We start from the raw sequence: 12,431 nt of genomic DNA on the forward strand, positions 1-12,431 counted from the left end.
TTTAAATATAGGGGGAAATGAAAATGGCAAAAGTTTATTATGAGAAAGATGTAACAGTAAATGTATTAAAGGAAAAGAAAGTAGCAATCATCGGATATGGCTCGCAAGGTCATGCACATGCGCAAAATTTACGTGATAACGGATTTGATGTAGTAGTAGGTTTAAGAAAAGGTAAGTCTTGGAATAAAGCGAATGAAGATGGATTTTCTGTATATACAGTAGCAGAAGCAGCGGAAAAAGCTGATGTAGTAATGATTCTACTGCCTGATGAATTACAACCAGAAGTATATGAAGCTGAAATTGCACCAAATTTACAGGCTGGAAACTCCCTCGTGTTCGCACATGGATTTAATGTTCACTTTGATCAAGTAAAACCACCAGCTAATGTAGATGTATTTCTAGTAGCGCCAAAAGGACCGGGGCATCTCGTACGCCGTACGTTCGCCGAGGGCGGGGCTGTTCCTGCATTATTTGCAGTATATCAAGATGCAACAGGAGTTGCGACTGAAAAAGCACTTTCTTATGCTGACGGAATTGGAGCAACGAGAGCTGGTGTACTAGAAACGACGTTTAAAGAAGAAACAGAAACAGATTTATTTGGAGAGCAAGCTGTACTCTGCGGCGGAGTGACTGCACTTGTAAAAGCAGGGTTTGAAACGTTAGTTGATGCAGGATATCAGCCTGAACTTGCATATTTTGAATGTTTACATGAACTGAAGCTAATCGTTGACCTTATGTACGAAGGTGGACTTGAAAATATGAGATATTCAGTTTCAGATACAGCGCAGTGGGGAGACTTCGTATCAGGACCACGCGTTGTTACTGAAGATACGAAGAAAGCGATGGGGGCAGTATTAGCAGAAATTCAAGATGGTACATTTGCAAGAGGCTGGATTGCAGAGCATAAAGCAGGAAGACCAAATTTCCATGCGACAAATGAGAAAGAGAATAAACATGAAATCGAAGTAGTTGGACGTAAATTACGTGAAATGATGCCTTTCGTACAGCCGCGAGTAAAGGTAGGGGTTAAATAATATGAAGCAGGTTTTGTTCATGGATACAACGCTTCGTGATGGCGAACAATCACCAGGAGTAAATTTAAATGAACAAGAGAAATTACAAATTGCTAGGCAATTAGAGAGGCTTGGTATTCATGTAATGGAAGCTGGATTCGCGGCAGCTTCCGAAGGTGACTTTCAATCGGTAAAACGTATTGCGAATACAATTCAAAATGCTACGGTTATGAGTTTAGCTAGAGCGAAAGAAAGTGACATTCGAAGAGCATATGAAGCTGTGAAAGGTGCTGTATCTCCTCGTCTACACGTATTTTTAGCTACGAGTGATATTCATATGAAATATAAACTTTGTATGTCAAAAGAAGATGTGTTAAATAGTATTCATCGCTCGGTTACGCTTGGAAAATCATTATTTCCGACAGTACAATTTTCTGCAGAAGATGCGACAAGAACATCGAGAGCATTTTTAGCTGAAGCAGTAGAAATTGCAATTCGAGCAGGAGCGAATGTAATTAATATTCCGGATACAGTTGGATATACGAATCCAGAAGAGTATTATTCTCTTTTTAAATACTTACAAGAATCCGTTCCATCATATGAAAAAGCGATTTTTTCTTGTCATTGTCACGATGATCTTGGTATGGCAGTAGCAAATTCGTTAGCTGCGGTTGAAGGAGGAGCATTGCAAGTAGAAGGAACGATTAATGGCATTGGAGAAAGAGCAGGGAATGCAGCGTTAGAAGAAGTTGCGGTAGCTCTTCATATTAGAAAAGATTTTTATAAAGCAGAGCCTTCAATGACTTTAAAAGAAATTAAGGCGACGAGTATATTAGTAAGCAGGTTAACGGGTATGGTTGTACCGAAAAATAAAGCAATCGTTGGAGCGAATGCATTTGCTCATGAATCGGGCATTCACCAAGACGGGGTTTTAAAAGAAGTAACAACTTATGAAATTATCGAACCAGCGCTTATAGGAGAATCTCAAAATCTCTTTGTACTTGGGAAACATTCTGGCCGTCATGCGTTTACGGAAAAAATGAAAGAGCTTGGTTATGAATTTACAAATGAAGAGCGAGATGCGGCATTCGAAGCATTTAAAAAGTTGGCTGATCGTAAAAAGGAAATTACTGAAGAAGATTTACGCGCACTTATGCTTGGTGAAGCAGCATTTGCAGCTCAGCAATATAACATTACGCAATTACAAGTGCATTTCGTATCAAATAGTACACAATGCGCAACAGTTGTGCTGAAGGATGAGGAAGGAAATGTATATGAAGATGCAGCCACTGGTTCTGGTAGTATTGAAGCGATATACAATGCGATTCAAAGAATTTTAGGATTAGAATGTGAATTGGCAGATTATCGCATACAATCTATTACACAAGGTCAAGATGCACTTGCTCACGTTCATGTTGAATTAAAAGAAGGTAGTCACCAAATATCAGGTTTCGGAGTTGCGCAAGACGTATTGGAAGCGTCGGCGAGAGCTTATGTCCATGCAGCAGGGAAATTAAAATCTCTTATAGCGCTTGTGAAATAAATATTTGATAGGTGAGAGAAGCTTTCCTCACCTATCAAATTAAAGTTCTGAAAATTCAGTTAAAAGGAGTGTTAAAAATGGAAAAACGTATCGTTTGTTTAGCTGGTGATGGTGTTGGTCCAGAAGTAATGGAAAGTGCGAAGGAAGTATTGCATATGGTAGAAAGGCTATATGGACATCATTTTCATTTGCAAGATGAGTACTTTGGTGGTGTTGCTATCGATTTAACTGGGCAACCATTACCACAGCGAACACTTGCCGCCTGTTTAGCGAGTGATGCGGTTTTACTTGGAGCAGTAGGTGGACCAAGGTGGGATAGTGCGAAAGAAAGGCCTGAGAAAGGATTATTAGCATTAAGAAAAGGACTCGGTGTATTTGCGAATGTTCGCCCTGTAACGGTAGAAAGTGCAACTGCACATTTATCACCATTAAAAAACGCTGATGAAATTGATTTCGTTGTCGTTCGTGAATTAACAGGCGGAATTTATTTTTCTTATCCGAAAGAGCGAACGGAAGAAGTGGCGACAGATACACTTACGTATCATCGCCATGAAATTGAACGTATCGTTTCGTATGCTTTTCAATTAGCGAATAAGCGGAAGAAAAAAGTAACATCTATTGATAAAGCGAATGTTTTAGAGTCTAGTAAATTATGGAGAACTGTGACAGAAGAAGTAGCACTTCGCTACCCAAATGTGGAAGTAGAACACATTTTAGTAGATGCAGCAGCTATGGAATTAATTCGGAATCCAGGAAGATTTGACGTTATTGTAACGGAAAATTTATTTGGTGATATTTTAAGTGATGAGGCTTCAGTATTAGCTGGATCATTAGGAATGCTTCCGTCAGCAAGTCACGCTGAAAAGGGGCCTTCATTATACGAGCCTATTCACGGATCAGCACCGGATATTGCGGGGAAAAATAAGGCGAATCCAATTGCGATGATGCGTTCTGTTGCAATGATGCTTGGGCAATCGTTCGGATTAACGAGAGAAGGATATTCAATTGAAGAAGCAGTTTCTGCAGTCCTTAAATCAGGAAAATGTACAGCAGATATCGGGGGGACTGAAACGACAACTTCATTTACAAAGGCAGTTATTCAAGAAATGGAAGAGCAAGCGTTAGTAGGGAGAGGAAGATAATGGGGAAAAGGTTACTAGATAAGCTTTGGGAAAGACATGTAGTTGTGACTAATGAAAATGGATTGGATTTATTATATATCGATCTACATCTTGTTCATGAAGTAACGTCACCGCAAGCCTTTGAAGGCTTGCGGCTTACAAATCGAACAGTCCGCAGACCAGATTTAACATTTGCAACGATGGATCATAATATTCCAACGAAAGATGTTTGGAATATTACCGACCGCATTGCGAAGCAGCAACTAGATACACTTCGGGAAAACTGTAAACAATTTCAGGTGCCATTAGCGGATATCGGAGATGAAGAGCAAGGGATCGTTCATGTAATAGGACCAGAACTTGGACTCACACAGCCAGGAAAAACGATTGTTTGTGGTGATAGTCATACAGCAACACACGGTGCTTTTGGCGCACTAGCGTTTGGTATTGGTACGAGTGAAGTGGAACATGTATTGGCGACGCAAACGTTATGGCAACGAAAGCCGAAAGCAATGGGCATTGAGTTAAAAGGAAAGTTACCGCAAGGTGTTTATGCGAAAGATATTATTTTACACCTTCTTTCAAAGTACGGAGTAGCAGTTGGAACAGGTTACGTAATGGAATTTTACGGAGAGGCCATTCATGCTATGGATATGGAAGAGAGGATGACGCTTTGCAATATGGCAATTGAAGGGGGAGCAAAGGCTGGCATTATTGCACCAGATGAAAAAACGGTTGCTTACGTAAAAGGGCGTAAATATGCACCGAAAGACTATGAATCTATTAAGAAAAAATGGTCAGAACTTTATACAGATTTAGATGCAGTTTATGATTTACATATTCTAGTAGATGTTACGGATTTAGCACCGTACGTTACGTGGGGAACAAATCCTAGTATGGGTGTTCGGATCGATGAGAAATTGCCAGAAAAGCATGATGCAAATGACGAAAGAGCGTTTTCTTATATGGGGTTGAGTCCCGGACAAAGTACGTATGACATTCCAGTTCAACATGTTTTCATTGGATCTTGTACAAATTCTAGGCTTTCTGATTTAGAAATTGCTGCATCTGTCGTGAAAGGTAAAAAAGTAAAAGAAGGTGTGCGAGCACTTGTTGTACCTGGATCTCAAAGGGTAAGAGAAGCAGCGATGCATAAAGGATTACATCGCATATTTGAAGAAGCTGGATTTGAATGGAGAGAGCCCGGATGCTCAATGTGTCTAGGTATGAATCCAGATCAAGTGCCTGAAGGGGAACATTGTGCCTCTACGTCAAATCGCAATTTTGAAGGAAGACAAGGAAAGGGAGCACGAACGCATTTAGTTAGCCCGGCAATGGCGGCAGCGGCTGCGTTATATGGTCATTTTGTTGATATTAGAAAGGAGAGTTATGATGGAGCCATTTCGTATTCATAAAGGTACTGCCGCAGTACTGATGAATGATAACATTGATACAGATCAAATTATTCCGAAGCAATATTTAAAGAGAATTGAAAGAACTGGGTTTGGGAAGTTTTTATTTGATGAGTGGCGATATGATAATAATCGCCAAGAAAACCCTAATTTCCCGCTTAATGCACAAGAAAGAAAAGGAGCCAGTATATTAATCACAGGCGATAATTTTGGATGTGGCTCGTCAAGAGAACATGCTCCATGGGCACTTGCTGATTATGGTTTCCGCGTTATTATCGCTGGAGGATTTGCCGATATCTTTTATATGAATTGTATGAAAAATGGCATGTTACCGATTGTAATGGATAAAGATATGCGTGAACAACTTGCTAAAACAGATGCGAGAGAACAAATCACAGTTGATTTAGAAAATGAAATAATGACAACGAATACGCATAGATTCCATTTTACAATCGAGAAAATGTGGAAAGAGAAGTTATTAAATGGTTTAGATGAAATTAGTATTACAATGCAATATGAACAAGAAATAAAAGAGTATGAAAGAAAAGTGGCTTTACATTAAAAAAATGACGGAATATTAAAAATGTATTTACATTCAAAATTAACTGTTATATACTATGTGAAAATCAGAGGAGAAAGGGAGTAAGTATTATGAATATCGTGCAATCTATTACAATGCTTACACAACTACATCATCATACATGAAACCCTTGAACCTAGCGTGAAAACGTGTAGGTACAAGGGTTATTCCCGTTGTACCTACACTCTACTGAAGAGCCTTGTAGGTATTTTGTCTACAAGGCTCTTTTTATTTTCGGCTTAGGGGAATGAAATAGGCATACATTAGAAGGGGAAAGGTGTGAAAATTTAGATGACAAAATGGAAACGGGCAAATCCAAATGGAACGAGAGATTATTTATTCGAAGAATGTACGTTAATTGAAGAAGTAGAACAAAAATTAAGGCTTACTTTTTTAGAGAGAGGTTATGAAGAAATAAGAACACCTACAATTGAATTTTATGACGTTTTTGCATTTCAAAATAGACCGATAGATGAAGAGAAGATGTATAAATTTTTTGATGAAAAGGGAAGGATTATCGTTTTACGTCCAGATATGACAATTCCTTTAGCGAGAGTTATTGGAACACAGAGATGGGATACGCCACTTAAAGTGACGTATAGCGGGAATGTATTTCGAGCGAATGAATCCCATTCTGGAAAATATAATGAAATCGTACAAAGTGGTATTGAAGTTATCGGGATTGATAATGTAAGAGCTGAAATTGAATGTGTAATAAGTGTCATTCAAGCACTTCAAAAGTTGAAGGTGCAATCTTTTACAATTGAGATTGGGCAAGTACAGTTATATAAATGTATTGTAAAAAAACTCTCCATCCATGATGAAGAAGAAAGGGTACTTAGAACGTATATAGAAAGTAAAAATTATGCAGCCCTCTCAAATTTTATCGGAGAAAAGAAATTAAATCGATGCGATGAGACAGTAAGGTTACTTGAGAAATTGCCAAGGCTATTTGGAAATTTAGAAGTTATTGAGGAAGCAGAAAAGCTTGCTTCAAGTAATGAAATGAAAATGGCAATTGCAAGAATAAAAGAAATGTATGAAACAATTGAAACGTTAGGATATGGTTCTTATATATCAATTGATTTGGGCATGATTCAACACTTAGATTACTATACGGGTGTTATTTTCAAAGGATATATATATGAAATTGGAGAAGAAATCGTTAGTGGCGGAAGATACGATGAGCTAATTGGCAATTTTGGAGAAATGCTGCCAGCTGTTGGACTCGCGGTACAAGTAAATCAAATTGTGAAGGCGCTGCAAGAGCAGCAAGAACCATATGAACGAAATCAAATTGATATTGTGATTCATTATGAGTTAAATAGATTAGCGGAAGCAGAAAGGTTACGAAATTTACTTCGAAAGGATGGGAAGAATGCTTGGTTATCTCTATTCTCTAATTTAAGCGATACCTTTCAATTTGCAAGAAAAAATAAAATAGGAACGGTTGTTGAGGCAAAGAATGAATATTTAGTGGAATATGTATGGAATGAGAAATGGGTAGTCCAGAAAGAAGGAGAGGCTTCATGCGTAACATTCAAATTGCGTTAACGAAAGGAAGATTAGAAAAACATGTCATTCCACTTTTTGAGCAGATTGGAATTGATTGTTCCGAGCTCAAAAATAAAGGTCGGAAGCTTGTATTTCAAAGTAAAAATACAAATATTTCATTTATTTTAGTAAAAGCGGTTGATGTTGCTACTTATGTAGAACATGGGGTAGCTGATATTGGCATCGTTGGAAAAGATATTTTAATGGAAAACGAGAAAGATATTTATGAAATGCTGGATTTAGGAGTGGGGATTTGTAAGTTTTGTGTTGCTTCTATTCCTACGTATAATCCGAAGAGTTACCGAAAAAAAAGAATTGCTACGAAATACCCGCATATTACTTCTACTTATTTTCATGATAAGGGAGAGGATGTAGAAATTATTAAAATAGAAGGTTCTGTAGAAATCGCTCCTCTTCTTGGATTGGCGGATGCAATTGTAGATATTGTTGAAACAGGAAAAACATTACAAGAGAATGGACTCATTGTATTTGAGGAAATGCACTCTATATCAGCTCGGATGATTGTGAATAAGGCAGCTTTAAAAACTAAAAAAGACGAAATATTCAGTATTATAAATATGATGGAGCAAGAAATCTTATCAGGGAAATAGGAGGATTTAAAGTGGAAATCATTTATGAAGATTTTAAGGAGGCATTATCTAAAATAAAAGTGCTAAGAGAAAACGCTAATATAATAGAAGAAACTGTTCAAAGAAGTGTAAGAGAAATCATTAGAAATGTAAGGGAAGGGAATGATGAGGCTTTATCTTTCTATACAAAAAAGTTTGATGGTGTAGAGATGAAAGATTTTCGTGTAAGTGAAGAAGAAATACAGCAAGCGAGTATGTTTGTAGAGAATTCATTTTTAGAAGCTTTAAAAGAGGCGAAGAAAAACATTGTTTTGTATCACGAAAAGCAAAAGAAGCACTCAATATTCGATTGTGAAAGTAAAGGGATAATTAGAGGGCAACTCATTCGGCCGTTAGAAAATGTAGGTGTATATGTACCGGGTGGGACAGCCTCATATCCTTCTTCAGTATTAATGAATGTATTACCGGCGAAACTCGCAGGTGTGAAAAAGATTGTAATGGTAACACCGCCGAGGAAAGGAGGAATTGATCCGCATATATTAGTTGCTGCAGATCTTGCGGGAGTAGATGAAATTTATACGATAGGTGGAGCGCAAGCAATTGCTGCGTTAGCATACGGGACGGAATCGATTCCGAAAGTGGATAAAATAGTTGGACCGGGAAATTTGTACGTCGCTCTAGCGAAACGAGAAGTATACGGAATAGTAAATATTGATATGATTGCTGGTCCATCAGAAATTGTAGTTGTCGCGGATGAAACAGGTAATGCAAAATATATCGCAGCGGATTTATTATCGCAAGCAGAGCATGATGAGAGAGCAACGGCGATTTGTATTACAACGAATATGAAACTAGCTAAAGAAGTAGAAAAAGAGGTAGAAAGACAGTTAGAAACGTTACCAAGAAGTGAAATTGCACGTGAATCAATAAATAGAAATGGAGCCATCTTTATCGTTGCTTCTTTAGAGGAGGCACTAAAGTTATCAAATGAAATTGCTCCAGAACATTTAGAGTTACATATAAAAGAACCGATGAATGCTCTAGATTATGTGAAACATGCAGGCTCTATTTTCCTTGGGCCATATGCACCTGAACCGCTCGGGGATTATTTGGCGGGACCGAATCATGTATTACCAACGAGCGGAACGGCAAGATTTTTTTCTCCGTTATCAGTCGATGATTTCGTGAAAAAATCAAGTTTTATTTCTTATACAGAGGAAGCGTTAAAAAATGTACAGCATCATATTGTAGAGCTTGCAAATAAAGAAGGGTTACATGCACATGCGAGAGCAATCCAAATAAGGTTTGAGGAGGAAAAATAATGCGTCAGTCCAGTCAAGTACGTGAGACGGCAGAAACGAAAATTAAATTAAGTTTGCAGCTTGATGAAAGTACAAATGTATCTATTCAAACGGGGGTTGGTTTTTTCGATCATATGCTTACTTTATTTGCTAGACATGGAAGATTTGGATTGCAAGTTGAAGCAGAAGGTGATGTATTTGTCGATGCACATCACACCGTTGAAGATGTTGGAATTGTACTCGGAAATTGCTTGAAAGAAGCTTTGCAAAATAAAGAAGGAATTAATCGTTACGGTTCTGCGTATGTACCGATGGATGAATCTTTAGGATTTGTCGCAATTGATATAAGTGGACGCTCATATTGTGTATTTCAAGGGGAATTAACAAATCCGAAGCTTGGGGATTTTGATACAGAATTGACGGAAGAATTTTTTAGAGCAGTTGCACATGCTGCCAATATTACATTACATGCGCGCGTTCTATACGGAAGTAATACACATCACAAAATTGAAGCATTATTTAAAGCTTTTGGTAGAGCGCTTAGAGAAGCGGTCGAAAAAAATGCCAACATTACTGGTGTAAATTCAACGAAAGGGATGTTGTAATTGATTGCCATTATAGATTATGGAATGGGGAATATTCGCAGTGTAGAGCAAGCATTAAAATATATTGGCGCAGAGTACATTGTAACGAGTGATAAAGAAGAGATATTGAGAAGCGATGGTGTGATTTTACCGGGAGTAGGTGCATTTCCGAAAGCGATGGACGTATTAGAAGAAAGAGATTTAGTGTGTGTACTAAAAGAAGTTTGTGACATAGGAAAACCACTCCTTGGTATATGTTTGGGCATGCAACTTTTATTTGAACGAAGTGAGGAACTAAAAGATTGTAGCGGGTTAGGTTTACTACCAGGGGAAATTCGTAAGTTAAAAGTTTCGTATAAAATTCCTCATATGGGATGGAATGAATTAAGGAAGGAAAGAGAATTTCCGCTTTGGAATGGATTAGTGGATGGTTCTTTCGTGTATTATGTTCACTCATATTACGCGGATTGTCCAGATGAAATTGTATGCGGAGTAAGTGATTATGGAATGCAAATACCAGGGTTTGTCGCGAAAGGAAATGTATTTGGTGCACAGTTTCATCCAGAAAAAAGTGGCGAAATTGGCATGCAAATATTAAAAAATTTTCAAGGAGTGGTAGAAGCATGGAAATCTTCCCAGCTATCGATTTAAAAGAAGGGCGATGCGTTAGACTTTATCAAGGAGAGTTTAGTAAAGAAACGGTGATGAATGAAGATCCGGTAGCGCAGGCAATCATATTTGAAAAGCTTGGAGCGGAAATACTACACATTGTTGATTTAGACGGTGCAATTGCTGGCGAGTCGTTAAATTTGCCCGTCATTGAAAAAATTTGCAAGGCGGTACGTATTCCTGTGCAAGTGGGAGGAGGAATTCGTTCACTTGTAACGGTGGAGAAGTTATTATCAGCAGGTGTAGAAAAAGTGATTTTAGGAACAGCAGCTCTTTATGATAAGTCATTTTTAGAGGAAGCAGTTCGTCTATATAAAGAGAAAATCATTGTTGGAATTGATGCGAAAAATGGTTTCGTAGCAACGAGAGGTTGGCTTGATCTGTCTGAAATTTCTTACGTTAGTTTAGCGAAACAAATGGAAAGTTTAGGTGTTCAAACGATTGTGTTTACAGACATTTCGAAAGACGGGACGCTTGCAGGTCCAAATTTTGAACAATTAGCGATACTTCAAAAAAGTGTGGGCATTCGTCTCATCGCCTCTGGAGGAGTGGCATCTATTCAAGATGTGAAAAAGTTAAATGATATGAATATATATGGTGTCATAATTGGAAAGGCGCTTTACGAGAAAACGATTGATTTAGAAGAAGTGTTACAGGTAACGAAGTTATGTTAGCGAAACGAATCATTCCATGTCTAGATGTGAAAGAAGGGCGAGTCGTAAAGGGTGTAAATTTTATAGGATTACAAGATGTCGGTAATCCGGTTGAAATAGCTGAAGCATATAACGAGGCAGGGGCAGATGAAATCGTATTTTTAGATATTACAGCGACTCATGAAGGAAGAAAAACGATTATAGATGTTGTAGAAAAAACAGCAGCTAAAGTATTTATTCCTCTTACGGTTGGCGGGGGGATTTCAAGTGTGAAAGATATGTACAATTTACTAAGAGCTGGAGCAGACAAAGTTTCAATAAACTCAGCGGCAGTGCGAAACCCGAAGCTTATAGAAGAAGGGGCAGAACACTTTGGATCACAATGTATTGTCGTGGCAATTGATGCTAGAAAAGTAGCAGAAGGTAAATGGAACGTATACGTCAACGGCGGAAGAGTTGACACAGGAATGGATGCCATAGAATGGGCGAAGCGTGTTGTTAAACTTGGGGCAGGTGAAATTTTGATAACGAGTATGGATGCAGATGGAACGAAAAGCGGATATGACCTTCGTTTAACAGAAGAAATTTCAAAAAGTGTTTCCATTCCAGTCATCGCATCAGGGGGCTGTGGTCATACGGATCATATTATAGAAGTTTTTCAAAAGACAACAGTTGATGCAGCGTTAGCGGCATCCATCTTTCATTATGGTGAGGCGACAGTGCAGAGTGTAAAGCGAAAATTAAGAGATGCAAATGTTGAGGTGCGGTTATGAAACCTAATTTTTCAAAAGGATTAATACCAGCAATTGTCATCGAAGAAGGTACAAAAGAAGTTTTAATGCTAGCTTATATGAATGAAGAAGCATATGAAAAAACGTTAGAGACGAAAAGAACATGGTTTTATTCTCGTTCGAGGCAGTCGTTATGGAATAAGGGGGAAACATCAGGGAATGTTCAATATGTGCAATCTTTATATTTAGATTGTGATCAAGATTCAATTGTTGTGAATGTGAAACAAGTAGGACCTGCTTGTCATACGGGAGAGAAGACATGTTTTCACTATCAAATTATATAGGGGGATACATATGGAAAATGCCTTTAAGTTGCTGTATAAAACAATTGAAGAACGAAAGGAAAGCCCACTTCCTGAATCGTATACAAATTATTTATTTTCAAAAGGAGAAGATAAAATTTTAAAGAAAATTGGTGAAGAGTGTGCTGAAGTAATTATCGCATGTAAAAATAATGATAAAGAAGAAGTAGTGAAAGAAATGGTTGATGTATTTTATCACTGTTTCGTTTTATTAGCTGAAAAAAATATTACATTGGAAGATGTCATGCGAGAGGTGAAAGAACGAAATGGAAAGCTTTCGAGAGTTGGGGATAGAAGGGAAATAGATACATTATAAGG

Annotated in this window: 14 protein-coding genes; all 14 read left to right on the forward strand. The window is 37.9% G+C overall.

Going from position 1 to position 12,431, the window contains the following annotated elements; all coding sequences use genetic code 11:
* Nucleotides 1-23: 23 nt before the first annotated feature.
* The 14 genes from ilvC (at nt 24) to hisE (ending at nt 12,429) form a co-directional block, all read left to right on the forward strand.
* Nucleotides 24-1,034, forward strand: a complete 1,011-nt coding sequence (gene ilvC, locus DN407_RS06905; protein WP_001151747.1) for a ketol-acid reductoisomerase — start codon at nt 24-26, stop codon at nt 1,032-1,034.
* Nucleotide 1,035: 1 nt separating this feature from the next.
* The gene (gene leuA / locus DN407_RS06910; RefSeq protein WP_000815753.1) at nt 1,036-2,556 is read left to right on the forward strand and encodes a 2-isopropylmalate synthase; all 1,521 of its coding nucleotides are present in this window, start codon (nt 1,036-1,038) and stop codon (nt 2,554-2,556) included.
* Between the two features lie 77 nt (nt 2,557-2,633).
* Entirely contained in the window at nt 2,634-3,698 is a 1,065-nt protein-coding gene (leuB, locus tag DN407_RS06915) for a 3-isopropylmalate dehydrogenase (RefSeq protein ID WP_000415386.1), read from the forward strand.
* Nucleotides 3,698-5,092 carry a 3-isopropylmalate dehydratase large subunit gene (gene leuC, locus DN407_RS06920; RefSeq protein ID WP_149216136.1) on the forward strand — a complete coding sequence of 465 codons (1,395 nt, stop codon included), beginning with the start codon at nt 3,698-3,700 and terminating at the stop codon, nt 5,090-5,092. Before leuB ends, leuC begins: the two co-directional genes overlap by 1 nt.
* Nucleotides 5,070-5,651 carry a 3-isopropylmalate dehydratase small subunit gene (leuD, locus tag DN407_RS06925; protein WP_000433189.1) on the forward strand — a complete coding sequence of 194 codons (582 nt, stop codon included), beginning with the start codon at nt 5,070-5,072 and terminating at the stop codon, nt 5,649-5,651. Before leuC ends, leuD begins: the two co-directional genes overlap by 23 nt.
* Nucleotides 5,652-5,960: 309 nt before the next feature.
* The gene (locus DN407_RS06930; RefSeq protein WP_000170293.1) at nt 5,961-7,223 is read left to right on the forward strand and encodes an ATP phosphoribosyltransferase regulatory subunit; all 1,263 of its coding nucleotides are present in this window, start codon (nt 5,961-5,963) and stop codon (nt 7,221-7,223) included.
* Nucleotides 7,199-7,834 (forward strand): ATP phosphoribosyltransferase, encoded by a 636-nt coding sequence (gene hisG, locus DN407_RS06935; RefSeq protein ID WP_001244485.1) that lies wholly within the window; start codon nt 7,199-7,201, stop codon nt 7,832-7,834. The genes DN407_RS06930 and hisG overlap by 25 nt, the downstream gene beginning before the upstream one ends.
* Nucleotides 7,835-7,845: 11 nt before the next feature.
* Nucleotides 7,846-9,135, forward strand: coding sequence for a histidinol dehydrogenase (gene hisD / locus DN407_RS06940; RefSeq protein ID WP_149216137.1), 1,290 nt, complete (start codon nt 7,846-7,848; stop codon nt 9,133-9,135).
* Nucleotides 9,135-9,719 carry an imidazoleglycerol-phosphate dehydratase HisB gene (hisB, locus tag DN407_RS06945; RefSeq protein ID WP_088068244.1) on the forward strand — a complete coding sequence of 195 codons (585 nt, stop codon included), beginning with the start codon at nt 9,135-9,137 and terminating at the stop codon, nt 9,717-9,719. The genes hisD and hisB overlap by 1 nt, the downstream gene beginning before the upstream one ends.
* Complete coding sequence (gene hisH / locus DN407_RS06950; RefSeq protein ID WP_000560353.1) at nt 9,720-10,349, forward strand: imidazole glycerol phosphate synthase subunit HisH; 630 nt, start codon at nt 9,720-9,722, stop codon at nt 10,347-10,349.
* On the forward strand, nt 10,322-11,041 hold the full coding sequence (hisA, locus tag DN407_RS06955) for a 1-(5-phosphoribosyl)-5-[(5-phosphoribosylamino)methylideneamino]imidazole-4-carboxamide isomerase (protein ID WP_000402298.1): 720 nt from the start codon (nt 10,322-10,324) through the stop codon (nt 11,039-11,041). The genes hisH and hisA overlap by 28 nt, the downstream gene beginning before the upstream one ends.
* On the forward strand, nt 11,035-11,793 hold the full coding sequence (hisF, locus tag DN407_RS06960) for an imidazoleglycerol phosphate synthase cyclase subunit (RefSeq protein ID WP_088068246.1): 759 nt from the start codon (nt 11,035-11,037) through the stop codon (nt 11,791-11,793). Before hisA ends, hisF begins: the two co-directional genes overlap by 7 nt.
* On the forward strand, nt 11,790-12,095 hold the full coding sequence (hisI, locus tag DN407_RS06965; protein ID WP_000803964.1) for a phosphoribosyl-AMP cyclohydrolase: 306 nt from the start codon (nt 11,790-11,792) through the stop codon (nt 12,093-12,095). Before hisF ends, hisI begins: the two co-directional genes overlap by 4 nt.
* Nucleotides 12,096-12,105: 10 nt before the next feature.
* A complete protein-coding gene (gene hisE / locus DN407_RS06970) occupies nt 12,106-12,429 on the forward strand; it encodes a phosphoribosyl-ATP diphosphatase (RefSeq protein WP_000426357.1) in 324 nt (107 codons plus the stop codon).
* Nucleotides 12,430-12,431: the final 2 nt, after the last annotated feature.

This window comes from Bacillus sp. JAS24-2 (assembly GCF_008274905.1).
GTDB lineage: Bacteria > Bacillota > Bacilli > Bacillales > Bacillaceae_G > Bacillus_A > Bacillus_A cereus.